Here is a 23,060-nt window from a genome sequence, read left to right as displayed (position 1 = left end):
TCAACCCATTTCTAAATGATGTTCTCTAATCCATAGATTAATGTATTGGTTTTCATTACTTCTTCAATACTAAATGTAACACCGCTCATAAAGCTTCCGCGATTTAATGAATCATGACGAATCGTTAATAATTCACCTGTGCTGCCAAACAGTACTTGCTGATGCGCAACTAAACCTGGAAGTCTTACTGAATGGATATGCATGCCGTCAAAATTTGCGCCTCTTGCACCAGTATGTGTTTCTTTTTCTTCCGGATGCCCCTGCTTTTTCGACTTTCGAACTTCACTGATCATTTGTGCTGTTTTAATACCAGTACCAGATGGTGCATCAAGCTTTTGATCATGATGCATTTCGATAATTTCCACATCCGGGAAATACTTTGCGGCATCTTTGGCAAACTTCATCATTAATATGGCACCAATCGCGAAGTTCGGCGCAATAATACAGCCTAATTGTTTTTCTGTTGCCATTTGCTGCAGTTCTTCAAGTTGTTCGTCGGTAAAACCGGTCGTCCCAACAACTGGACGAATGTTATGTAATAGCGCCTGTTTTGTTCGTTCATATACACAAAGCGGATTTGTTAAATCTAAAAGTACATCCGGCTTTGTTTCACGCACAAGCTCAACAAAATTTGTATAAATCGGCACTTCATAATGATTCGGAAACTCTTCAAGCAAAGCTAGTGATGTACCGACTTCTTTATAATCAAGTGCTGATACAAGTTCCATTCCGTCATTATTCATGATTGTATGTACTGCTTCTGTTCCCATCTTGCCTCGTGCACCGGCAATTGCTACTCTGATTGTCATACTAGAAAACTCCTTTTTACTGTTAGTTGCTTTTTATCCTTGTTTAATTAATTGCGAGTAAGAAGATGCGACATTGTTGCGTTCATCCATATTGTTGTCAAATGCGACAAAATCAAACATAATAAACAATGTAACCTTTTTTCTGCTCCAACACATATATTCTTACTCAACCGATTTTAGGAGGTTTACTATGCAAGGAATAAAAATACAGAATATCATCGGAATCCTGATCGGTTCCGCAATATTCAGTTTCGGTTTTGTCCACTTCAATATGCAAAACCAACTGGGTGAAGGTGGATTTAGTGGTATTACACTTATTTTATATTTTACACTAAATTGGGACCCAGCATTAATGAATTTGCTATTAAATATTCCAATGTTTATTTTAGGATGGCGTTTATTAGGGAAAAAATCATTTATCTATACAATCATCGGTACACTAAGCGTATCGGTATTCTTAAAAATCTTTCAAATTTACGAAGTCGATATGAACTTACAGGATGATTTATTCCTTGTATCATTGTTTGCAGGGGTATTTGTCGGAATTGGTTTAGGGATTGTGTTCCGATTCGGTGGAACAACCGGCGGGGTCGATATTTTAGCCCGACTTGCAAATAAATATCTTGGTTGGAGTATGGGCAAAACGATGTTCGGCTTTGATTTCTTTGTCATTCTCCTTTCCTGGATGACGTTTTTGGACGCCCGTTCGATGATGTATACTTTAGTAGCCGTTTATGTTGGCGGCCGTGTCATCGATTTAGTGCAGGAAGGTGCCTATTCAGCAAAAGGTGCATTTATTATTTCAGTGAAGTCCGATGAGATCGCAAACTTAATTACGAATAACATGGACCGTGGCGTGACCGTTTTTGACGGGCATGGTCATTTTACGAAAGAGCACCGGGATGTTCTGTACTGTGTCATCGGCCGAAACGAACTCGTCCGTCTAAAAAATATTGTCCACGGCATTGATCCGCATGCATTCGTATCCGTCATGGACGTCCGCGATGTAACTGGAGAAGGCTTCACATTGGACGATAAAAAACAGCCTCTCCATTAAGGCTAAATAAGTTATCTATTCGTTTTCCCCATTCTTACAAGGTCCGTTGATTAAAACGGACTTTGAAAGATTATGAAATACTTGAATAATTATCAAAACAAAAAGTCATTTTCCCTAATGGGAAAATGACTTTTTTTAATTTCTATTACATTACATATTAATCTTCCGAAGTCATACCTGTGTAAATCAGGATTAAACGTAATAATTCCATTACTGCTACAGCTGCTGCTGCAACGTATGTCATTGCCGCTGCATTTAAAACTTTGCGTGCTGAACGTTCTTCGGTGTTATTGATAATACCTAAAGATACGACTTCATTCATCGCACGTTTGGATGCATCGAACTCTACCGGTAATGTTACAACCTGGAATACAACACCCGCTAATAATAAAGCTATACCCAGCAACAGGAAACCTGAAGATGAAGCAAAAATACCGATCATTACAAAAATCCAAGACATATTCGATGAAATATTAGCTACTGGCACTAATTTCGAACGTAATGTTAAGAACGAATAAGCTTCAGCATGCTGCATCGCGTGACCAACTTCGTGCGCTGCTACAGCTGTACCGGCGATTGAAGAATTATAGTAGTTATCTTCAGACAAGGCAACCGTTTTAGTTGCAGGATTATAGTGGTCAGCTAAATAACCTTGAGTCGGCACTACACGAACATCTGTTAAACCATGTTGATCTAAAATATAACGTGCTACTTGAGCACCTGTCATCCCTTTTTCAGCTGAAACTTGAGCAAATTTTTTGTACGTACTCTTTACCTTCATTTGCGCATACAACGGTAACAGCAAAATGATGATAAAGTAAATAATATACAATACCATTATCGAACTCCCTTTCTATCTCTTTCTATTCTTTAATTTTAAAGGCTTTCTAGTCTTGTTGCAAATATTCACGCTTACGACTTTCAAGAAAAGCAAAGATTATGCATGCCACCGAAAGCCAAAATGTGAAGTAGCCAATTTCGCTCGGATACTGGAAAATGACTCTGTAAAATGGCATTTGCCCAAATAAATAGTCAATTATATCGTTATGCAATGTCCAAACAGCTGCAACCATCACGTGCCACATTTTAAATCGGTATTTCGGTAAATACAGAACAGCCTGTACCGCCATTAAAAAATGCGAAGCAACGAGCATCCACCCGTCCGCTCCCAGCTGTCCGTTCTCCACAAATGTAAGAAGATTCATCGCAACTGCCCATAATCCATATTTAATTAAAGTGATAAAGGCAAGCACTTCCATTAATCTAAAGTTTCTGCCGATCAGCCAACCAGAAATGGCAAAACAGAAAAATAAGCTTGCTGTGGGGGAATCCGGTACGAATATATAGTAAATCGGTTCTGTTACTGCCAACTGCCCTCGATACCAGTAATAACCGTAAACTGTACCAAGCAAGTTAATAATAAGCAGTAAAGTTAAAAAGGCACGGTGGTTTAATACGTACCATAATTGCATTATATATGCTTTCATTTGTTCACCTTTTTCTTCTTCATTCTTCTTTAATTCGTATTATGTATTGTGTGCAACTAAACCAAATATTGTACGTCTTTAATTATATATATTCTTAAGTGATACGCAAACTTTCAATGTAATCTATAACTAAATGAAAATTAAAAAGAGAGTCAATATTCTGACTCTCCAGTGTAAAAAATTATTCAGCTTCTTTTAATCCTGCGATAAATTCAGCTAAAACTTGAAGTTCTTCATCTGTACCTGTAAATGCTCCAGCAGGCATACCGCCTCGTCCATTCACAATTACCTCCTGAACTTCTTCGGCTGTTAACTCATTGCCAAGAAGCATAGGGCCGGATACACCAGCCAGATCTCCACCATGACAGCCAATACATGACGCTTGGGCTTGATAGATTTCATAACCTTCGGACGTTTCATCTACTTCAACATCCGGTAGTAAACCTAAATGTTTATCCGTAATTTCACCTTGAGCATGAACTGCTTCCCAGTTAGTAGCCTGAACAGATTCCCATGTTGTATAAATAAGTGCTGCTATTGCCAACAACATAAATGCTGTCGGTAATGGTCGTTTAAATGGTCGACGTTCAGGTGTTCTATCTAAAAATGGTACCAATGCTAATGAACCAAATGCAATACCTGGAATAACCATCGCGCCAATGACGTTATATGGACCAGATGCATAAGAGTATTTTAATAGCTGGTACATTGATAGGAAGTACCAGTCCGGTAACGGTATATACGATGCATTTGTTGGGTCTGCCGGACCTTCAAGTGGTGAAGGATGTGCGACAGTTAATAATAAATAACCGATTAAGAAAACTGCACCAACCATCCATTCTTTTAATAAGAAGTCAGGCCAGAAAGCTTCTGTTTTCCCTGGATACTCGGAATAATCTTTTGGCACGTTCGGCATACGGTTATTCGCTTTTACACGTGAATCACCTACGAACTTCATACCTTTTCCGCGTTGCATAGTGTCCCCTCCTTAAAAAATAGTACAATTAGTTTCGGATCATAGAGGTCCTGAAATACCTTGGCGGCGGATCATAATAAAGTGAACTGCCAATAATGCAAATAATGCTGCTGGTAAGAAGAATACATGAATAGCAAAGAAACGAGTTAAAGTTTGCGCCCCGATAATCGTAGAATCCCCAGCTAATAATATTTTTATCGTTTCACCTAAAAACGGAACAGATGCAGCAATCTCGATACCTACTTTAGTAGCGAATAACGCTTTCATATCCCATGGTAATAAATAACCTGTGAAACCTAAACCTAACATAATGGCAAAGATACCTACACCAACTAACCAGTTTAATTCACGCGGTTTTTTATATGAACCTGTGAAGAATACACGAAGTGTATGTAAGAACATCATAACAATTACTAAAGATGCCCCCCAATGGTGCATACCACGAACGATTTCACCGAATGCTACTTCGTTTTGTAAATAGTAAACTGATTTCCAAGCATTCTCTACATCTGGTACGTAATACATAGTTAAGAACATACCTGATAGAATTTGAATTACTGTAATAAAGAATGTTAATCCCCCGAAACAGTAAACGAATGCTGAAAAGTGATGGGCAGGGTTAACGTGCTCTGGCACTTCATGGTCGGCAATATCACGCCAAATAGGAGTAATATCTAAACGTTCATCGACCCAATCATAAATTTTATTTAGCACTGTGTCGTACCCCCTAACTTATTTAGTTACTGTGTGTGTTAGCGATTTTTTTCCCAAGCAATAAGAAACCATCATTTTCTGACACTTCATACATATCCAGTGGTCCAAGAGGCGGTGTACCTTTTACGTTTACACCTGTTTTTTCATAACGTCCCGCATGACATGCACAGAAGAATTGATTTGCGTGCTCTGGATTACCTTCCCAGTTTACAGTACACCCTAAATGCTTACATACAGGTGAGATTGCGATGATTTCGTCACCTTCTTTGTAAACCCAAGCAGCATCAGCTACTTCTGATTTGTACCAACCATCCGTCTGTTCATACGAGAAGTCCACTTTTACTGGAACTTCTGTAATTTCAGCAATTTTTTTGCTTGTTTGTACAAAATCTCCATCTTCTTTTGACTGAAGAATTGGGTCAATAGCAAAACGTACCATTGGCATTAACATTCCTGCCGCCATAAATCCACCTACACCAGTAATTGTATAAGTTAAAAATTGACGTCTTGTAACTCGATTCCTACTCATCCTTTTCCCCCCTCTTACTAAAAGGTCAGTCCAACGGACATATACTTTTAAAAATAGTAAATAACTAGGACATATCTATGATATATCAACTGAATAAGTTGGTCAATATAGCATTCATTTCCAAAAGTGTAGTTTGTGAACATTTAATGAAACAAATGTAGCTGATAAATGCTCGTTAAATCCAAATTTCCGTAAAAGTTGGGAGGACTTGTTTTAACTGATCTTCCAAAATTCTCTGTTTTACACCCTGATCCATAGACTCAAGCGGGATGGCCGGAAGCCAAATAATATTTAAATATTCTTTATATTCAGTCCATGAATGGTCACAGGTAATAAAGACCACTGCTTTAAAACCTGCTTCCTTCAATTCTGTTTCAATTGTTTCTGGCATTTTATCTGACTTGGTTCCCATTGTATATGAAAAGGGGGGCAATAATAAAAGACGACCTTTAAACTGCTGTTCTATGAAATTCGTCAACGTCATTAAATATTCTGAAGCAGAACTGCTCTGCTTTATTCCTTGATCTGAAAAATCCAATTGCACAAGCGGGACAATTGCCGTATCTATAAACTGCTTTTGTGCCTGGAACTGTTCTACATCTTTTACAATAAAGTTCATATTCTTTCCTCCTAGTACCTTTAAACCTTCTGAAAATAGGAAAGAAGTAATTTTTTAATAAAGTTCAAATTACTTCGTATGCTTTAATGCTTGCAATAAATTAGATAACTCGAAAAAACGTTCTTTATCTCCACTATCCAGCGCTTCATCAATTTCTTTTAACAGTTGCTGTTCCTGGAATTCTAGAACACTATTTTCCAGCAAACGCTCTGCTGCTAGACGGTCTTTCTCACTAATAAATATATCAGCAGGTACATAAGGGTTTTCCTCCAGTACCGCCAAATACAGAGGATCAGGCGGTACACTCGGGAAGTTCAGCTGAAAGTAAATTGCTTCATGTGCATTGATTCGTAAATCATGAAATGCTTTTTCAGCATCGGATGTCATAATATTTTCTTTATAAAATCGGAATGGGATACTCGTTGTCTCAATTGTCGACATTACAATGGAACGCGGGCAATAATGTGCTTCATCAACGAAATGAACGTTTTGCAATAAGTCGTCATTACTTAATAAGTAATTTAAAATCCATACACCCTCACGTCTTTTTAACTGAAAATTTTTTAAAAACCACCTGATAAACAATTTTTTGTCATTCAGTGGTACGGAATATGTCAACATGCAATCCTCCCTTTACTCAAAGCGTTCTAATAAATCAGTCCATTGCTGTTCAGAAGGCTGTAATTGGACAAGTCGCTCGGCAATTTGTTTTGCTTCATCACGCTTGCCGTCCTCAACTAAAAACAGGAAATATTTCTCTAAAAACTCAACATCATCGTTAAATTCATTATATGCCTCTTTGTAAATTTCGTATGCTTTTTCGAACAGTTCTTCTTCATTATAAGCATTGGCTACAAATGGATATAACGCTACCCATTCAAATTCATTTTGATGCAATTGTTCATATAGTGAAATAATTTCTTCATAGCGTTGTTCCGTATTGTAAACAGACATCAATACTAGTATCGCTTCCATATATTCCGGATCCAAGGCAATGGCCTCACTCAAAAATTCTATCGCTTCCTGCTGCTTGCCATTTTTTATCGCCATTTTCCCTGCAAATAAATAGAGGGATTTATCGTATTCGTCTCGTTTAAGACCTTCTTTAATAACTTTTAAAGCACGCTCATTATCCTCGAGCATTGCATAACTTTCAGCCAGCAGTAAATAAGCTGAGAAATAATCAGGGTCCAACTCTTTTAAATCTTCCAACTGTTTTATAGCTAGCTCATATTTTTCCGTCTGGAAAGCTGCATAGGCCGAGCCAAACAGCAAGTCTGCTGTAACTTCTTCTTCAAGTGCTTCCATATAATAATCCAGGGCAGTTTCATAACCTGCGCCTGCACGATAAACTTCCGCAAGACGTTGGGCTAAAATTATACCAGCAAACTTTTTATCAATTGCATAAAGCTCTTCATAAATTCGAACAGCCTCTGTAAAACGACCTGTTTCAAATAATAATTCTGCTTTGGCAAATTGCAGTAAAGGTTCATGCGGTAAAATTTGCAGCGCATCATTAATCCGTTGTTCCGCCACTTCAAATAATCCCTGCATTTGATAATAGTCCGCCAATACTAACAGTGCTTGAGGATATTCTGGTGCATCATCGGCTATCCCCATTAATAAATCAAGGGCATTATCCTCTTCACCTAGCTCAATTAATACGCTTGCACGATCGATTGAAATTTGCGCTTCCTCAGGAAATAAAAATTGCAGATGTTCAAATACACGGTCTGCTTCATTTAAAAATCCGTAATGCATAAGTGCTTCAGCTACTTCATATTGTGCTGCTGGTTCAGCATCCATTAAAAAAGATTCAAGAAGTCGGTTAATCTCCTCTAAATTTCCTTCTTGAATCGCTTGTAGTAATAGTTCCATGTGTATTTCACCTTTTTCTTTTGTTCTCAATATTATGCTACATGACGAAGCAATGCATCACAAGAAAAAGAATTCGGATGTTTTATAAAATTCATTTGAAAAAAGTAAAAAGGAGATGCAAAAGGAACTTCTTTTTACATCTCCGCAAATCGTTATTTTATTATACTATTGACATGGTCAAAAAAATTTGGATAGGAAACAGCGATACAATCCGCATCATCCAATTCCACTTCCCCATCTGCAACAAGAGCAGCGATTGCACCCATCATTCCAATACGGTGATCACCATATGTTCTCAAGCTTCCACCATGTAAAGATGCCGGACCTTCGATAACCATACCGTCATCTGTTGCTTCAATATTTGCGCCTAGCTTCTTTAACTCATTTACAACCGCATCAATACGGTTTGTTTCTTTCACTTTTAGCTCTTCCGCATCTTTAATGATTGTTTTACCGGCTGCCTGTGTCGCAAGCAGCGCAATAATCGGGATTTCATCGATTAGGCGAGGAATAATGGCGCCTTCAACTGTCGTTCCTTTTAGATTGGAAGTTTCAATCGTAATCGTAGCAGTTGGTTCTGCCGCGTTCTCGTCATCTATTGCAACCGACATTTTCGCACCCATGTTTTGAAGCACTTCCAAAATGCCGTCTCGTGTCTCATTAACCCCAACATTTTTAAGAACAATTTTACTGTTTTTCGCAATGGCACCAGCAACAAGGAAAAATGCAGCCGAAGAAATATCACCTGGTACATTTACATGTGTTCCTGTCAGTGTTTGGCCGCCTTGCAATGATACGACCCCATCTTCAACTGTTACCGTTGCCCCGAACTGTCGCAGCATACGTTCTGTATGATCACGTGAAATCTCTTCCTCACGCACAACCGTTGTACCTTCCGCACGTATACCCGCAAGTAGAATAGCTGATTTCACTTGGGCACTTGCTACAGGCATCTTATAGTCAATCGCTTTTAACGGTCCACCTTGAATCGCGAGTGGCGTATATTGTCCATTGTCTCGTCCGGCTATTTGCGCACCCATTAAACGTAAAGGATCTGCGACACGACGCATTGGACGCTTACCAATCGATGCGTCACCTGTCATGATTGTATGTAGTTTCGTGCCGGATAATAGCCCTAGCATTAAACGCGTTGTCGTACCTGAATTTCCTGTGTAAAGCACTTCTTTCGGTTCTGTCCAACCGTCGATTCCTGGACTGTTTATCGTTACATCTGTCCCATCTACCTCAATGTCCACCCCAAGCTTTTGGAAGCAGTCAATTGTACGCAGACAGTCTTCTCCTAATAAGAAGCCGCTGACAGTCGTTTTTCCATTTGCAATGGAACCGAACATAACCGAGCGATGCGATACCGATTTGTCACCTGGTACCGTAATGTCTCCCTGTAATGACGGTTGAATGTATTGTAATGTTGTACTCATATATGAACCCCCCTATAAGAAAATCACATTTGCCTTTATGAAATATAAGTGTCAAACTTTGCCTTGTGTGCAATGCATTGTGCGGCACGTTCCCGGTCTTCGTTTGTCTGGAAACTAATGACCAAAATACCGAATACATCGACACGTGTTTCAACGATACGTATATTTGTAATACTTATATTATTTTCTGCCAATAAGCCTGTCACTTCTGAAATGACCCCCGGATAATCCGGAATATCGACATACAGGTCATACGGCATATACAAGGCACCGTTCGCAACCGGCAAACTATCCCGGACATCACGCGCTTCACTGAAGTAGTTCTCGATTGCTTTCGCATCACCTTCAGCCAATAGATTGCGGACGCGCTGCATTTCTGTAAGCCAATTATCAAGCTGTCCGACTAATTCCTGCTTATTTTGCATTGTAATATCACGCCATAAAGCAGGGTTTGAGGAAGCAATACGTGTAATATCCCGGAAACCACCGGCAGCTAACGAAGAGGTCATTGGATATGTCTGTTTTTCACTATTAAGCTGATGTACTAAAGATGCCGCGATAATATGGGGGAAATGGCTGACAACAGCTGTCATATGATCGTGTACCTTTGCATCAACAATAACCATTTTTCCGAGCGTAAATTTCAGCAGATCGTCGAGTGCAGCAAGTTTTTCAAGTTCTTCCCCTTCATGGGGTGTCAGCATATAGTAGGCATTTTCCAGTAAATATGGCTTTGCTGCTGTAATACCGCTTTTATGGGAACCCGCCATTGGGTGCCCTCCGATAAATGTAATACCCAGTTGCCGCAGCTCTAATGCTTTTTCCATTATTTTCGCTTTTGTACTACCTGTATCTGTAATAATGACATTGCGTTTTAATTCCCATGACTTAAGCTGTTCCATAAAGTCGAGTGTGACATTTACCGGCGTACCAAAAATAATTATGTCCGCTTCTTTTGCAAACTCAGCAGGATTTTTAACTACTTCATGAACGACTTGTAATGTGTCCGCTAATTGTCGCGTTTGTTCATGAGCATCATAGCCGAACACTTTTGTATGTGGTGCCTTCTGCAAAGCCATCGCTACAGATCCACCAATTAACCCTAGTCCGATTACGAAGACATTTCTTGTCATGCAAGTACTCCTTGCTCATTTAAGACTTCTTCAAGTAGTTGTAAAAATCTCGCATTTTGTGCTTCTGTTCCGATCGTCACCCGAATATAGCCTTCCAATCCTAATGCCGCTCCGCTTCGGATAATAAATCCGCGCTTCATCATTTCTTCAAATACAACATTACTTGGGGCTTTCACTTCAAACATGACAAAGTTCGTTTGCGAAGGGAAATAATTTAAACCGTGCTGCTCGCAAAATTCTACATACTGCTTTTTGCCGATTTCATTTGCTTCACGGCAGCTGGCAATGTATTCCTGATCCTGCAGGGCGACTTGCGCAACTTGTTGGCTTAGGACCGTATTGTTGAACGGTGCACGCACCGGGTCAAGTTTCGCAATAACTTCTGCTTGGGCAATTCCGTAGCCGACACGGAAAGAAGCGAGTCCATACGCTTTTGAGAATGTACGCAATAAAATTATGTTCGGATAGTCACGGAAAAAATGCAATGTATCTTTATAAGAGGCATCGTTAATGTATTCAACATATGCTTCGTCCAATACAATGAAAACATCCTTAGGCAATTTAGCCAAGAAAGCGCTCAATGTTTCATCCGATACGATCGTACCTGTCGGATTGTTCGGATTACATACCCAAACAACCGATGTATTTTCATCAATTGCCTCCAACATTGCTTCTAAATCATGGACACCATTTTTCAATGGTACTTTACGCACTTCTGCTCCTTCAATCTCTGCATTATGCCAGTATTGAGAAAATGACAAGTCTGCCATGACTGTATTCACACCTGGATATAATAATGCACGGGTAATGATTGCGATTAAATCATCCGAACCATTCCCTAAAATGAGTTCATTTTCGGCAACGTCATAGAAATTCGCCAATGATGTTCGTAAGCTTTGAGCATAACCGTCCGGATATATTGCATGATTGGATTCATCTTTTTGTAAAAATTGCTTTACTTTTGGTGAGCTGCCAAAGGGATTTTCATTTGAAGCAAGCTTCACGACTTCATCCAATCCGAAAAGCTTTTTAACTTCTTCAATTGGTTTTCCCGGTTGGTAAGCTTTCATTCCAAATAACTGTTGTTTCCACTTCATCCTCAACGTCTCCTCTAACTCGCAATTATTTCACTAAATCTGGTCTTAATTTTACCGCATCTTCTAAATACACATGTTGGATTTCGTGCTGCGGAGTATCCGTATTTACATGCAATAATACGCGAATACATAATGGCAGTGCACCAGGCACATCCATCTCATGCATACACATAATCGGTACATACTGCCATCCTGGCATCGTCCGTACCGACTTGGCAGGAAAGGCGGAATGAATATCCGGTGTTGTAGAAATTGTCACAGAGGCAATATCTTCCGGTTCAATTTCATTTTGTTTCGCAACTTCTTTCACTAGTCTTGCCGTTTCTCCCCATACGTACTCGGCTTTATCTTCAACAATCGTAATTGCACCGCGAATTCCACGAATCATTGCTACACCTCCGCTAATAATGCTCTTAGTTGACGATCAATTTCTCTGCATTGTTCAAGTTCAACTTTTTGGACAAATGGTTGTCCGATTGTTTCAAGCAGCACGAACTGCAATTGTCCATAGTCGGCTTTTTTATCTTTTAGTAAATATTCAGTCAGTTGGTCAAATGTAAATTCATGAACAGCTTCAAACGGATAGCCGTTTTCCATTGCAAAATGTAAAAAGCGCTTTGTAAATTGGTGATTGACTTTACCAAAATTTTCGCTTAACAGAAGTGAATAAATAAGGCCAATCATCACGGCTTCACCATGTGCTACACGTCCATAGCCTGCAGCTGCTTCAATCGCATGCCCGTATGTATGGCCTAAATTAAGATATTTTCTTACGGACTGTTCTGTTTCATCCTGCTCGACAATGGTTGCTTTTACTTGAATGCCATGCGCCAAATAATTCGCCAACAGATCTTCCGGAAGTTCCGTTACATGATCTCCCTCGATCAGCTCTTCCACCCATCGTGCATCGGAAATCAAGGCATGCTTAATCACTTCCGCCATCCCTGAACGCACTTCTTTTTCGGATAGACTATGTAAAAATGCTGTATCGAAAATGACGGCTTCCGGCTGGTAAAAAGCACCGATCATATTTTTTCCTAGTTCATGATTGATGGCCGTCTTTCCGCCAACAGCTGAATCATGCGCCAAAATTGTTGTCGGCACTTGGATGAACGGAATTCCCCGCATATAAGTGGCTGCAACAAAACCGGCCAAATCACCGACTGCACCACCGCCAAATGCGATAATGAGCGATTTTCTTGTACACTTTTGCTTAAGTAAATATGTTTGCACGTCGTTATAGTTTTCAAAGCTTTTACACTTTTCTCCTGCCGGCATAACATGTACTTCGAATGTATATGGGAAGTTCGTTTCAAAATAGCTTTGCTGTGCTGTCCAAACATTTTCATCAGTCAATACGATGATTTTATCTGCTTTTGTAAGCAAGTCATGCTGTGCTGTCAAAGCATCACGTAATATCCCTTTCCCAATCGTTACAGCATACGAGTGTGAAGGAGTTCGAACCGGAATCTCCATATTAATACTCCTTCGTGTACTGACGCATTTCATCTAACTGCGCCTTTAATTGTGGTAACTGATCACTATGGAACTGCTCAACAATAGCGTTTGCGATTTCCCAGGCAATAACATGTTCGGCAACGATTGATGCTGCAGGTACTGCACAGCTGTCAGAACGCTCCACGCTTGCTTTAAACGGCTCCTTTGTTTCAATGTCAACACTTTGCAATGGCTTATATAATGTTGGAATTGGCTTCATTACACCACGAACGACAATCGGCATTCCTGTCGTCATACCGCCTTCCAAACCGCCTAGACGATTTGTTGCTCGCGTATAGCCCTTTTCTTCATCCCATAAAATTTCGTCATGTACTTCTGAACCTTTTTTGCGTGCCATTTCAAAACCGATACCAAATTCAACGCCTTTAAATGCATTGATGCTCAGCATTGCAGATGCCAGTTTCGCATCCAGTTTGCGGTCGTAATGCACGTACGATCCGATTCCTGCAGGTAAACCTTCTACGATGACTTCTACAACACCGCCGATTGAATCCCCAGCTTGCTTTGCTTCATCAATGGCTGTAACCATTTTTGCTGAAGCTTCAGGATCGATACAGTAACATGGATCGTTTTCAATAATTGCACGGATCTCATCTGCTGTTTTACCTTCCAACAAACTGCTGTCTGCTTTAATCCCTACAATTTCTGTAACATGAGAAACAATGGATATCCCAAGCTCGTTTAACAAAGCTTTTGCAACAGAGCCCACTGCCACACGTACTGTCGTTTCACGTGCACTTGAACGCTCAAGTACGTTACGCAGATCACGGTGACCGTATTTCATCCCTCCGACTAAGTCAGCATGACCTGGACGCGGACGTGAAATTTGACGTTTAATTTCAGATGGATCAATATCTTCCGGCAATTCTGCCGCACCCATAATTTTTGTCCAATGCTTCCAGTCATCATTTGTAACGACTAATGCGACTGGTGAGCCTAATGTTTTCCCGTGACGAACTCCTGACACAATTTCCACTGTATCAGTTTCGATCTGCATCCGCCGACCACGACCATGACCACCTTGACGACGTTTTAAATCATAATTGATTTTTTCTGCTGTTACTGGAAGTAAAGAAGGCAACCCCTCGATAATTGTTGTTAATTGTGGTCCGTGTGACTCACCTGCTGTTAAATAACGCATTAAACACTTTCTCCCTTCAACTCGCTAAAGTATGTATTTTTCACTATAACATATTTCAAATTAAATAACAGTACTGTTTCCGCCATCTGATAAGCTATTTTAGAATATTCTGAACGTTCCAACTAGAAAACGACACATTTATCAGCGAAAAGAAACAAAAATACGCTTTTCGCTCTATTATCCGAAAAGCGCATTCTTATATAGCTTTATAAAGTATATCTCAACTTAAGCTTCTACGTTCAACAGAGCATCTATTATTGTACTATTATTTTTTACGGTAAAAAAATGTATCTTCGACTTCAAAATCATATTTTGCAGGATTAAATATCTGCTCAGTTGATCCAACAAACAAAATACCGCCTGGACGCAATGCTTTACTGAAATTTGCATAGATCTGATCTTTCGCTTCTTCGGTAAAATAGATCATAACATTCCTGCAAACAATCAGATCAAAATTCGATTCATAGGGATCCCTTAGTAAATTATGTTTTTTAAAATTAACCGTACGCTTAATCTCATCTTTCACTTTGTAAAAATGGCCTTCTTGAACGAAGTACTTTGACTGAACTGGTTTTGGCACTTCTGCAAGAGATCGTTCCGGGTAAAGGCCCAACTTTGCTTTTTGGAGAACATTTTCATCCAAATCCGTTGCCAGTATATTTACTTGAGATAAAGGTAAATGATGGGACAATACCATCGCTAAACTGTATGGCTCTTCTCCAGTTGAACAAGCCGCACTCCATATTTTCGGGCGTTTGTTAGATTGGAGCAGTAAAGGGAAAATTTTATTCTGTAATACTTCCCACCGTTTTCCGTTCCGGTAAAACTCGGAAACGTTTATCGTCATGCGATCCAAAAATTCATTCATCAGTTCGCGGTCTTTCTCCAATGCACTATAAAAATCTACAAAGTTCCGATATCCCTTTTTCTCATATAATGATGTTAACCGACGTTTCATTTGCGCTTCTTTATATAGGGCTAAATCAATGCCCGTTTTGCGCTTAATGCCATCAATAAATTGTACATAATCTGACATTATTCATCTTTCCCCTCATCTAACGTATGCCTATTATAGCTGAAAACTTCAGAACCCGAAACAGATTTTGTCCATAAACGTTAATCAATGTGTCTTTCCAGCAAAAGTTGTTTCGATTGTTCAAGTTCAAGCTTCATCTTTTCAGTTTCAGAATGGTAGCTCTGCAAGCGAATCTGTTCAAGCTCGGCCTCTTTCTCCAACATTGTGATTTGCAGCTTCATACTTGATCGTTTGTGTGCTGTCAGTATTGCGGTTAATGCAATCGCAGCTCCTGAACCAAAAATAATGCACAAAATAATAATATCTTCCATATGTTTCATTACGCTCCTCTAATTATTATTTTACTTGTCTGATCGATCTGTTAATTGTGTTTCAAGCAGTAATTGCTTTGTCTGTTCCAATTCAAGCTGCATCTTCGCTGTTTCTTTATCGTAATTTTCGAGTCTTAGTTTTTCAAGCTTGATTTCCTTATCCAGACGTTTTAGTTCAATGTTTTTATTTTTCGTATACGTGTCTGTTAAAATTCCTACTACAGCGATTATTGTAATCATTGCCCAGAACATGGATGTCACCCCTTATGAATAGTTAAATTAGCAGAATAATTACTTTTGATTATGCTCCAACAGTATTTGCTTCGAATGTTCCAGTTCCAGTCGCATTTTTTCTGTTTCTTTATCATAATTTTCAAGACGTAATTGTTCCAGCTCAATTTCTTTCGTTAATTTATTCACTTCGATCCGTTTACTTTCATTGCGCGCATCGGTGATTACTGCAATCGCCCCTACTGCCATAACTGAAATAACGGCCAAAACCCACATACAAATCCCCCTAATTTCAATCAGTACTTTTTATACGTATGTATTCCAAAAATAGTTTCATTATTCCGATTTATTATACCATTAATAGTCCGTCTTGTTCCTGTTCCATATAAAAAAAGCTACCACTTAAAAGTGATAGCTTTTCTGTAAATTTAATTATTCAGCGATTCCTTCTGGGAACCATAAACCGATTTCACGCTCAGCAGAAGCTAAAGAGTCAGAACCGTGGATTACGTTGTGTGATAAAGTTACAGCGTAGTCACCACGGATTGTACCAGGAGCTGATTCTTCTGGCTTTGTAGCACCCATCATGATACGAGATAATTGGATAACGTTTTCGCCTTCCCAAACCATACCGAATACTGGGCCTGAAGTGATGAAGTCTACTAATTCACCGAAGAAAGGACGCTCAGCGTGCTCTGCATAGTGTTTTTCAGCTAAATCACGAGTTGGTACCATTAATTTTGCTCCGCGCATTACGAAACCGCGACGCTCAAAACGGTCAACGATATCTCCGATTACTTGACGTTCTACGCCATCTGGTTTAACCATTAAAAATGTTTTTTCGATTGCCATTATAAACACTCCCTAAATTTGAGTAAAAGGTTTTACACCTACCGATAAATATTACCAAAATCCTACTCATACTGCAACAAATATTAGATTTGCCCATAAATTGGATCATTCAATAACATAGAGTTGATTTCCATTGCGGGTCGGACGCTTTCCGCGGGCGTGAGGCCAACACGAAGTTGGTCACAAAAGCGTTGCCACAGAACGTGGCGTTCTTAGCTTTTGTTCCCAGCCTCAGGCGTTACGCTATTCCCGCTGGAGTCGCCTCCCCATTCCAATCAACTTGCCTTGATATTAAATTTTGCCATCCCCAACTTATGATGATTCTATCAATTGGCTAAATTTTCAAGATTTTCTCTTACCCATAAACAGCGCAATATCACGCAATTTTTTCTTCATCGGGTGCTTCGGCAATGCCTCAATCTCTTTTAAAGCCTTCTTTAAATACAAATTACTAATATGGGTTGCTTCTTTTATTGCTTCAGAATTCCGAACTAGTGCCAGCATACTTTGGCGCTCTTCTTCCGTTAATCCCTCTGATGCCACTTTCGACAAATAAGGGGCCAGCTGGGGATCATCTTTCATCAATAATATCGGCAATGTGACATTCCCGTTCATTAAATCACTGCCAGCCGGTTTCCCGAGCTGTTTGTCTGTCGCTGTAAAATCTAATATATCATCTACTATTTGAAAGCTCATCCCCACAAAATAACCGTAGCGCTTTAAATGCCTTGCTGTTTTTTCATCGGCACCACTTACGACTGCACCAAGTTCACAACTCGATTCAATCAGTAAAGCAGTTTTACGTTTAATACGTCGGAAGTAATCTTTCAAACTTTGATCTAAACGAAACTTATCCTCAATTTGAATGACTTCACCATTTACTAGCTCAACCATTGTTTTTGCTAATATTTGATGGGCTCTCGGATTTTCTATGCTTGTTACATATTGTAATGCACGTGCAAATATAAAATTACCTGTATACATCGCCACCCGGTTGTTCCACTGAGCTTTCACTGTCTCCCTGCCACGGCGCATATCCGAATTGTCAATTACATCATCATGCACCAATGAACCCATATGAATTAATTCCAGGGGAACGGCAATGTTTTTCATTCGGTCAATATTATAGTCACCAAACTTGGCACTTAGTAACGTAAATACTGGTCGAATACGTTTTCCACCAGCTTGCAGTAAATGGACTGAGGCATCATTCAATAAGTGTGAAGATGAATTCAACGCTTGTTCCAATTCGTTTTCGATGACTTCTATATCTGATTTAATATCGGCATATAGCATTTTGATTTTCATCTTTTCCACGCGTCAAAACCTACTCCCACTTTTATTTCTTCTTAAAACCCATGTGCATAGCTGCTGCCCCACCGCTATATGGTTTATATGTGACATTCTCATATCCGGCTTCTCGGAACATTTGCGCTAATTTTTTCATGCCAGGAAAATCATTCGCCGACTTTTGCAGCCAAGAATATTCTTTATAGCTTTTCGCAAAAATCTTTCCGAACAGCGGCATAATATGATTAAAATAAAAACGGAAAAGTTGGCGGTATACCGGAATTTCGGATTGTGAAGTTTCCAGACATACAACCATTCCGCCTGGTTTAACAACACGATTCATTTCACGCAAAACTTGCATATAATCCGGTACATTTCGTAAACCGAAGCCAATTGTTACATAATCAAATGTATTATCTTCAAATGGTAGTTCCATTGCATTTCCATGAATGAGTTCAATATTCGGGATATTTTCGGTCTTCTCCTTACCGACTTTCAGCATATTTTCACTGAAATCAAGCCCTTTTACTTCTCCTTCTTCACCGACTGCCTTCGATAAAGCGATTGTCCAATCAGCTGTACCGCAGCATACGTCAAGGCAATTCGAACCTTTTTTTACTGCCATACGTTTCATCGTATCTTCACGCCATCCAACATGCATTTGGAAACTAATGACCGAGTTCATTTTATCGTAGCTCTCTGAAATGCTTTCAAACACTTCATGAACATGTTGTTCTTTCGATTTCGCCATTTTTTTCAAGACCTTTCTAAATTCACTAAAAAGTGATGTATTGCTCAATGGAATGTTTTAATTCATCTGTTAAATCGATATTCATCAAGTTTTCTCTCAATTGTCGCTCCATGTCATGTAAATGATCCTGGAAGGCTTCAATAATAGAATCCATCATTGTCAAATCAGCTGCAAACGCCTTATTCAAAAAACTTGGCTGCCCCTTCTTCAATAAAACAAGCTCTTTTTTCAAACGAATATATGTTAATGCTTGCTGCATCAGTTCTGTATAGGATGTGAAACCGTATACATCATAATATTGAGCAATCAATTCGCTTTCAATCGTCATTAAACTCTCAATCCACTGTTCAAGTGACCGTTTTTGGTCTTCGTAAATACGGATTTGATGCTCACAGCGCTTTACGATTCCTTCCGATAACTTTTGGATTAAGAAAATATTGCCCGTTTGTGCGAGTAACTGATAATACCGACCACTATAATAGTCACCCGAAAGGACAAGCAGCTGCTGTTCTTTACTCGTCGCTTCCACTTCCTTCACTTTTTCGTGCTCTGTAAGTGAAGCATGTACAATCCCGACTGTGACCGCACTTATTTGATGTTCATCAGTCATAAGAACGCCATTTAAAAAAGGTAGCTGAATAAAAAACAGCTGTTCTTCCTGTAAGGTAGGTTGTCCAACATTTTGAAGTAATGCTCTATGATGAACATGCTGAAGAATATTAGATTTTAGCGTCTGAACCGATTGTGTAATAGATGTTGCATTCATAGAAATTACTCCGTTTCAATGTTATAAAGCATAAGTACGATTTAATATTTGTGAGAATTACGATATGCTACTTTTTACTTTGTATCGTACCATGTGCAGAGTGAATTTTAGCTTTTCCGCGAATTTTCATGGCCGATGTATGTTCAGTAAATTGGGCGATCATAACTTCACCAGCATCCAGTTTTTCTGAATGGTGAAATTTTGTATCTGTCCCGCGTGTTAAACCAATAACATGTACACCATCTTCTTCTGCTTCGATAATAATATACTCTGATTGTCCCATTATACAATCTCCCCACGTGTTGATTTCTTTGTCTATAATATCATATTTGTTATTATTATTTCATTTGGATGAATGTATTCACTTCATTGCGCTTTACATCATCCTGTTCATAAATACCGCGCGCAACAGCTGTAACTGTTTTAGAGCCCGGTTTTTTTAATCCGCGCATCGTCATACACATATGTTCCGCTTCAACGACAACATATACTCCTTTAGGATTCAGCATTTCCATAATTGTATCCGCTACAGTTGATGTAATGCGTTCCTGAAGCTGAGGACGGCGTGCTACTGATTCGAGGCAGCGTCCAAGTTTACTTAATCCGGCAACTTTTCCGTCTTTAGGTATGTAGGCGATATGTGCAGTTCCGTAAAAAGGAACTAAGTGATGTTCACACATTGAATAAAATGGAATATCTTTCACTAAAACTAGTTCTTCGTGATCTTCATGGAATACCGTGCTGAAATAATCACGCGGATCTTCCTGTAAGCCGCTGAACATTTCCGCATACATTTTTGAAACACGTTTTGGCGTATCCAGTAATCCTTCACGCTCCACATCTTCCCCAACTGCTTCCAAAATCATCTTTACTGCTTCTTCTATCTTTCTTAAATCGACATTTGACATGAAACAAATTCCTCCTACAAACCAAAACGTTTATTATGTATAAATCTATATCTAATTAATTATTTATTCTATATTAAATTTCTCGCTAGTTGATAATACCTTAGCGAAAAAGGTTAAATACACTCTTGAATCGTAGCACATAAAGCTCATAAGTTCAAAACAGTTATACTATTTTTAGCATAGTTGAGTAAAAACAACTGAAATGAACAAAAGCGCTAAAGCGCACGTTCAGCTCCGAGCGGGCAAAACGCCCACATCCCTGTGGCATGCCCCCAATGACTCACATCGTGTGAGCCTCAGACATTGGAGGGCCCGACGCAAAAGTAAACGCTTCACCCCTTTTGCACGAGGGACCGAAATGTCCAAGGAGCAGGCGCTTGAGCCTAGACGTAAAAAAGAGCAGCTCTCAGTTAGACTGAGAGCTGCTCTATGTACCTCGAGAAACTGAATTATTTTACAGCGTCCTTAAGTGCTTTACCTGGCTTGAAAGCAGGTACTTTAGAAGCAGCAATTTCGATTTCCTTACCCGTTTGTGGGTTACGACCTTTACGTGCTGCACGCTCACGAACTTCAAAGTTACCAAAACCGATTAATTGTACTTTGTCACCCTTTGCAAGAGCATCTTGAATTGTATCAAATACAGCTTCAACTGCTTTAGAAGCGTCTTTTTTAGAAAGACCTGCAGCTTCAGCAACAGAGTTTACTAATTCTGTTTTATTCACACCATTCACCTCCTCTCAAAGGGTCATGAATCTAAATCCTGTAAAAAGATTAACATACAGAAAACCGCGACGCAACTGAATTCCTTCATGTTTTGCATATATTTCATCATTTTTTGAAAAAAAACTAAAATTACAGGACAATTCACCTATAAAAGTGAACGGCCCTGTAATTGTAGGTACTTACTATTCAGTTAGGATGTTAGATAATAAACGTGATTAAACCTCTTTCACCTTCGTTTATTAATCTTTCAAGCATAAGGCGCATTCTGTTTTTCGCATGTGTCGGAACACTTTTCATTTTGAAACGGATACTTTCCGTCAGCACTTCATGAAGCGGTGTCCCAAACAATTGCGTTTGCCATAATGCCTGACGGTCAAATTCATACGCATGCTGCAAGTCTTTCAGCAAGTGCTGACTGTGGAATTCAGATCCGATTAATGGCGAGAATTCCGCTTCCATGTCAATTCGGATAATATGATAGGAAGGAGCTTTCGCCTTCATACGAACACCATAGAAATTGTTTTGCTCGATCAGCTCCGGCTCGCTCGGATCAAATTCATCCATCGCAGGCAATGTGACACCATAGCCGTGTTCCTTCGCTTGTTCAATCGCATCGCGGAATCTTCGCTGTGCCGCTTTTGCCTCTGAAGCCTCCTTAATAAATAGGAGCCACTCTTTTTTTGTATCGACTGGTTTTTCAAGAAACTCGGTACATGTTTCCTTATAGTAATCGTTGTGAATGTTGACACGTAATGTCGCAATCCCCTGTCCAGCATCAATATTTTCAACGGTGCAGCTTTCTACAAAATCTATTTCGCGAAGCAGTTGACTTGCTGCTTCGACATCACGGATTTTCATTGCATCATCTTGTAATTGCGCCGTCGCAAATGCCAATGTTTCATTTAAATGGTGCGTATCATCTAAAACATCTAACCAATCCGGTTTTTCCACTTGAATTTCATTCACATTAAATTCAAATAACGCTTCTTGCAAAATGAGCATTACGTCATTCAACTGCATATGTTGGATGGCTGTCGGAATAACAGGAACATCATATTTTTGTGCCAGGGCATTCTGTAAATGCAGTGTTTCTGCTGAATGCGGTGTCGTACTATTAAGCACAATGACGAAAGGCTTTCCAATCTCTGTTAGTTGCTCAATAATTTGCTGCTCGGCTTTTTCTACCGCCGCTCGCGACATGCCATTTACTGTTCCATCTGTTGTTACAACAATTCCGATATTGGCATGGTCGCGAATAACTTTGTCGGTACCGATTTTTGCAGCTTCTTGAAAGGCTATCGCTTCATTATGCCAAGGCGTTTGCACAAACTTCGGTCCTGACTCATCCTCATAGCCTTTTGCTCCATCAATCACATAGCCTACACAATCTACCAATCTAACACGAAACGGTATTGCACTTTCCCCAAAGGCAACCGTAGTTCCCTGTGCTGGGACAAACTTTGGCTCAGCCGTCATAATTGTAGGGCCAGGTGAGCTTTGGGGAAGTTCATCCATCGCCCGCATACGGTCCTCGGCATTTTCGATATTAGGTAAAATCACGCCTTCCATTACCTTCTTAACAAACGTGGATTTCCCTACCCTAACAGGTCCTACAACGCCGATATAAAGATCACCATTCGTACGTTCTGCCAATTGCTGAAAAATATGCTCGCTAATTGTATTGCCTCCTTTATATACCGTAATCTTCTCCAATTAGAAGTAATCATTATCAAAACACTATATGTACTGACATTTTTAAATATGAAAAAGGTGTGCAGAAAGATTTATCTTTCTG

The 23,060-nt window shown here is 39.5% G+C and carries 28 protein-coding genes; 1 reads left to right on the top strand and 27 read right to left on the bottom strand.

What is annotated here, in order from left to right; all coding sequences use genetic code 11:
* Positions 1 to 11: 11 nt before the first annotated feature.
* Complete coding sequence (gene dapB / locus ABS917_RS11045) at positions 12 to 809, bottom strand: 4-hydroxy-tetrahydrodipicolinate reductase (RefSeq protein WP_350479017.1); 798 nt, start codon at positions 807 to 809, stop codon at positions 12 to 14.
* Between the two features lie 190 nt (positions 810 to 999).
* Here dapB and ABS917_RS11040 point away from each other — a divergent pair, with 190 nt between their 5' ends.
* Positions 1,000 to 1,866, top strand: coding sequence for a YitT family protein (locus ABS917_RS11040; protein WP_350479016.1), 867 nt, complete (start codon positions 1,000 to 1,002; stop codon positions 1,864 to 1,866).
* Between the two features lie 157 nt (positions 1,867 to 2,023).
* Here ABS917_RS11040 and ABS917_RS11035 read toward each other — a convergent pair whose 3' ends face one another.
* The 26 genes from ABS917_RS11035 to spoIVA all read right to left on the bottom strand — a co-directional run bounded on the left by ABS917_RS11035 (position 2,024) and on the right by spoIVA (position 22,978).
* Positions 2,024 to 2,704, bottom strand: a complete 681-nt coding sequence (locus ABS917_RS11035) for a zinc metallopeptidase (protein ID WP_350479015.1) — start codon at positions 2,702 to 2,704, stop codon at positions 2,024 to 2,026.
* Positions 2,705 to 2,753: 49 nt separating this feature from the next.
* A complete protein-coding gene (gene lhaT / locus ABS917_RS11030) occupies positions 2,754 to 3,353 on the bottom strand; it encodes a lipoprotein heptaprenylglyceryl N-acetyltransferase LhaT (RefSeq protein WP_350479014.1) in 600 nt (199 codons plus the stop codon).
* Positions 3,354 to 3,534: 181 nt separating this feature from the next.
* Positions 3,535 to 4,329 carry a menaquinol-cytochrome c reductase cytochrome b/c subunit gene (locus tag ABS917_RS11025; protein WP_087618192.1) on the bottom strand — a complete coding sequence of 265 codons (795 nt, stop codon included), beginning with the start codon at positions 4,327 to 4,329 and terminating at the stop codon, positions 3,535 to 3,537.
* Positions 4,330 to 4,368: 39 nt separating this feature from the next.
* The gene (gene qcrB / locus ABS917_RS11020) at positions 4,369 to 5,043 is read right to left on the bottom strand and encodes a menaquinol-cytochrome c reductase cytochrome b subunit (protein ID WP_008404891.1); all 675 of its coding nucleotides are present in this window, start codon (positions 5,041 to 5,043) and stop codon (positions 4,369 to 4,371) included.
* 22 nt (positions 5,044 to 5,065) lie between these two features.
* Positions 5,066 to 5,572, bottom strand: coding sequence for a Rieske (2Fe-2S) protein (locus ABS917_RS11015; RefSeq protein WP_079525879.1), 507 nt, complete (start codon positions 5,570 to 5,572; stop codon positions 5,066 to 5,068).
* Between the two features lie 175 nt (positions 5,573 to 5,747).
* Positions 5,748 to 6,191 (bottom strand): YpiF family protein, encoded by a 444-nt coding sequence (locus ABS917_RS11010; RefSeq protein WP_350479013.1) that lies wholly within the window; start codon positions 6,189 to 6,191, stop codon positions 5,748 to 5,750.
* Between the two features lie 69 nt (positions 6,192 to 6,260).
* Entirely contained in the window at positions 6,261 to 6,809 is a 549-nt protein-coding gene (locus ABS917_RS11005; protein ID WP_340718902.1) for a ReoY family proteolytic degradation factor, read from the bottom strand.
* Positions 6,810 to 6,824: 15 nt separating this feature from the next.
* On the bottom strand, positions 6,825 to 8,069 hold the full coding sequence (locus ABS917_RS11000; RefSeq protein WP_251688856.1) for a tetratricopeptide repeat protein: 1,245 nt from the start codon (positions 8,067 to 8,069) through the stop codon (positions 6,825 to 6,827).
* Positions 8,070 to 8,221: 152 nt separating this feature from the next.
* Positions 8,222 to 9,508, bottom strand: coding sequence for a 3-phosphoshikimate 1-carboxyvinyltransferase (gene aroA, locus ABS917_RS10995; RefSeq protein WP_350479012.1), 1,287 nt, complete (start codon positions 9,506 to 9,508; stop codon positions 8,222 to 8,224).
* A 35-nt stretch (positions 9,509 to 9,543) separates the two neighbouring features.
* Positions 9,544 to 10,641 carry a prephenate dehydrogenase gene (locus tag ABS917_RS10990; RefSeq protein WP_350479011.1) on the bottom strand — a complete coding sequence of 366 codons (1,098 nt, stop codon included), beginning with the start codon at positions 10,639 to 10,641 and terminating at the stop codon, positions 9,544 to 9,546.
* Entirely contained in the window at positions 10,638 to 11,738 is a 1,101-nt protein-coding gene (gene hisC / locus ABS917_RS10985) for a histidinol-phosphate transaminase (protein WP_350479010.1), read from the bottom strand. The genes ABS917_RS10990 and hisC overlap by 4 nt, the downstream gene beginning before the upstream one ends.
* A gap of 25 nt (positions 11,739 to 11,763) precedes the next feature.
* Complete coding sequence (aroH, locus tag ABS917_RS10980; protein WP_350479009.1) at positions 11,764 to 12,126, bottom strand: chorismate mutase; 363 nt, start codon at positions 12,124 to 12,126, stop codon at positions 11,764 to 11,766.
* 2 nt (positions 12,127 to 12,128) lie between these two features.
* Positions 12,129 to 13,214, bottom strand: coding sequence for a 3-dehydroquinate synthase (aroB, locus tag ABS917_RS10975; protein WP_350479008.1), 1,086 nt, complete (start codon positions 13,212 to 13,214; stop codon positions 12,129 to 12,131).
* A 1-nt stretch (position 13,215) separates the two neighbouring features.
* Entirely contained in the window at positions 13,216 to 14,397 is a 1,182-nt protein-coding gene (aroC, locus tag ABS917_RS10970; protein WP_079525863.1) for a chorismate synthase, read from the bottom strand.
* Between the two features lie 265 nt (positions 14,398 to 14,662).
* The gene (locus ABS917_RS10965) at positions 14,663 to 15,433 is read right to left on the bottom strand and encodes a CheR family methyltransferase (RefSeq protein WP_350479007.1); all 771 of its coding nucleotides are present in this window, start codon (positions 15,431 to 15,433) and stop codon (positions 14,663 to 14,665) included.
* Between the two features lie 80 nt (positions 15,434 to 15,513).
* Positions 15,514 to 15,753, bottom strand: coding sequence for a hypothetical protein (locus ABS917_RS10960; protein WP_350479006.1), 240 nt, complete (start codon positions 15,751 to 15,753; stop codon positions 15,514 to 15,516).
* A 21-nt stretch (positions 15,754 to 15,774) separates the two neighbouring features.
* Complete coding sequence (locus ABS917_RS10955; RefSeq protein ID WP_350479005.1) at positions 15,775 to 15,996, bottom strand: hypothetical protein; 222 nt, start codon at positions 15,994 to 15,996, stop codon at positions 15,775 to 15,777.
* Positions 15,997 to 16,035: 39 nt separating this feature from the next.
* Positions 16,036 to 16,251: a hypothetical protein gene (locus ABS917_RS10950; protein WP_008404914.1), complete on the bottom strand. Its 216-nt coding sequence runs from the start codon at positions 16,249 to 16,251 to the stop codon at positions 16,036 to 16,038.
* A gap of 156 nt (positions 16,252 to 16,407) precedes the next feature.
* A complete protein-coding gene (gene ndk / locus ABS917_RS10945) occupies positions 16,408 to 16,827 on the bottom strand; it encodes a nucleoside-diphosphate kinase (protein ID WP_008404915.1) in 420 nt (139 codons plus the stop codon).
* 342 nt (positions 16,828 to 17,169) lie between these two features.
* Positions 17,170 to 18,144: a heptaprenyl diphosphate synthase component II gene (hepT, locus tag ABS917_RS10940; RefSeq protein ID WP_350479004.1), complete on the bottom strand. Its 975-nt coding sequence runs from the start codon at positions 18,142 to 18,144 to the stop codon at positions 17,170 to 17,172.
* Between the two features lie 22 nt (positions 18,145 to 18,166).
* Entirely contained in the window at positions 18,167 to 18,868 is a 702-nt protein-coding gene (locus ABS917_RS10935; RefSeq protein WP_350479003.1) for a demethylmenaquinone methyltransferase, read from the bottom strand.
* 25 nt (positions 18,869 to 18,893) lie between these two features.
* Positions 18,894 to 19,634 (bottom strand): heptaprenyl diphosphate synthase component 1, encoded by a 741-nt coding sequence (locus tag ABS917_RS10930; RefSeq protein ID WP_350479002.1) that lies wholly within the window; start codon positions 19,632 to 19,634, stop codon positions 18,894 to 18,896.
* A 67-nt stretch (positions 19,635 to 19,701) separates the two neighbouring features.
* Entirely contained in the window at positions 19,702 to 19,917 is a 216-nt protein-coding gene (mtrB, locus tag ABS917_RS10925) for a trp RNA-binding attenuation protein MtrB (protein ID WP_350479001.1), read from the bottom strand.
* A 55-nt stretch (positions 19,918 to 19,972) separates the two neighbouring features.
* Positions 19,973 to 20,542, bottom strand: coding sequence for a GTP cyclohydrolase I FolE (gene folE, locus ABS917_RS10920; RefSeq protein ID WP_350479000.1), 570 nt, complete (start codon positions 20,540 to 20,542; stop codon positions 19,973 to 19,975).
* Positions 20,543 to 20,991: 449 nt separating this feature from the next.
* Positions 20,992 to 21,264, bottom strand: coding sequence for an HU family DNA-binding protein (locus ABS917_RS10915; protein WP_004232618.1), 273 nt, complete (start codon positions 21,262 to 21,264; stop codon positions 20,992 to 20,994).
* A gap of 199 nt (positions 21,265 to 21,463) precedes the next feature.
* Positions 21,464 to 22,978, bottom strand: coding sequence for a stage IV sporulation protein A (gene spoIVA / locus ABS917_RS10910; protein WP_285848802.1), 1,515 nt, complete (start codon positions 22,976 to 22,978; stop codon positions 21,464 to 21,466).
* Positions 22,979 to 23,060: the final 82 nt, after the last annotated feature.

This window comes from Solibacillus sp. (assembly GCF_040273735.1).
Classification (GTDB): Bacteria; Bacillota; Bacilli; order Bacillales_A; family Planococcaceae; genus Solibacillus.
This window is presented reverse-complemented; position numbering and strand designations above follow the sequence as displayed.

What these genes read in the sequence shown, in the direction of transcription:
- dapB (WP_350479017.1), bottom strand. Translation starts at nt 809, where the DNA reads ATGACAATCAGAGTAGCAATTGCCGGTGCACGAGGCAAGATGGGAACA.
- ABS917_RS11040 (WP_350479016.1), top strand. Translation starts at nt 1,000, where the DNA reads ATGCAAGGAATAAAAATACAGAATATCATCGGAATCCTGATCGGTTCC.
- ABS917_RS11035 (WP_350479015.1), bottom strand. Translation starts at nt 2,704, where the DNA reads ATGGTATTGTATATTATTTACTTTATCATCATTTTGCTGTTACCGTTG.
- lhaT (WP_350479014.1), bottom strand. Translation starts at nt 3,353, where the DNA reads ATGAAAGCATATATAATGCAATTATGGTACGTATTAAACCACCGTGCC.
- ABS917_RS11025 (WP_087618192.1), bottom strand. Translation starts at nt 4,329, where the DNA reads ATGCAACGCGGAAAAGGTATGAAGTTCGTAGGTGATTCACGTGTAAAA.
- ABS917_RS11015 (WP_079525879.1), bottom strand. Translation starts at nt 5,572, where the DNA reads ATGAGTAGGAATCGAGTTACAAGACGTCAATTTTTAACTTATACAATT.
- ABS917_RS11010 (WP_350479013.1), bottom strand. Translation starts at nt 6,191, where the DNA reads ATGAACTTTATTGTAAAAGATGTAGAACAGTTCCAGGCACAAAAGCAG.
- ABS917_RS11000 (WP_251688856.1), bottom strand. Translation starts at nt 8,069, where the DNA reads ATGGAACTATTACTACAAGCGATTCAAGAAGGAAATTTAGAGGAGATT.
- aroA (WP_350479012.1), bottom strand. Translation starts at nt 9,508, where the DNA reads ATGAGTACAACATTACAATACATTCAACCGTCATTACAGGGAGACATT.
- ABS917_RS10990 (WP_350479011.1), bottom strand. Translation starts at nt 10,641, where the DNA reads ATGACAAGAAATGTCTTCGTAATCGGACTAGGGTTAATTGGTGGATCT.
- hisC (WP_350479010.1), bottom strand. Translation starts at nt 11,738, where the DNA reads ATGAAGTGGAAACAACAGTTATTTGGAATGAAAGCTTACCAACCGGGA.
- aroH (WP_350479009.1), bottom strand. Translation starts at nt 12,126, where the DNA reads ATGATTCGTGGAATTCGCGGTGCAATTACGATTGTTGAAGATAAAGCC.
- aroB (WP_350479008.1), bottom strand. Translation starts at nt 13,214, where the DNA reads ATGGAGATTCCGGTTCGAACTCCTTCACACTCGTATGCTGTAACGATT.
- aroC (WP_079525863.1), bottom strand. Translation starts at nt 14,397, where the DNA reads ATGCGTTATTTAACAGCAGGTGAGTCACACGGACCACAATTAACAACA.
- ABS917_RS10965 (WP_350479007.1), bottom strand. Translation starts at nt 15,433, where the DNA reads ATGTCAGATTATGTACAATTTATTGATGGCATTAAGCGCAAAACGGGC.
- ABS917_RS10960 (WP_350479006.1), bottom strand. Translation starts at nt 15,753, where the DNA reads ATGAAACATATGGAAGATATTATTATTTTGTGCATTATTTTTGGTTCA.
- ABS917_RS10955 (WP_350479005.1), bottom strand. Translation starts at nt 15,996, where the DNA reads ATGTTCTGGGCAATGATTACAATAATCGCTGTAGTAGGAATTTTAACA.
- ABS917_RS10950 (WP_008404914.1), bottom strand. Translation starts at nt 16,251, where the DNA reads ATGTGGGTTTTGGCCGTTATTTCAGTTATGGCAGTAGGGGCGATTGCA.
- ndk (WP_008404915.1), bottom strand. Translation starts at nt 16,827, where the DNA reads ATGGCAATCGAAAAAACATTTTTAATGGTTAAACCAGATGGCGTAGAA.
- ABS917_RS10935 (WP_350479003.1), bottom strand. Translation starts at nt 18,868, where the DNA reads ATGGCGAAATCGAAAGAACAACATGTTCATGAAGTGTTTGAAAGCATT.
- ABS917_RS10930 (WP_350479002.1), bottom strand. Translation starts at nt 19,634, where the DNA reads ATGAATGCAACATCTATTACACAATCGGTTCAGACGCTAAAATCTAAT.
- mtrB (WP_350479001.1), bottom strand. Translation starts at nt 19,917, where the DNA reads ATGGGACAATCAGAGTATATTATTATCGAAGCAGAAGAAGATGGTGTA.
- folE (WP_350479000.1), bottom strand. Translation starts at nt 20,542, where the DNA reads ATGTCAAATGTCGATTTAAGAAAGATAGAAGAAGCAGTAAAGATGATT.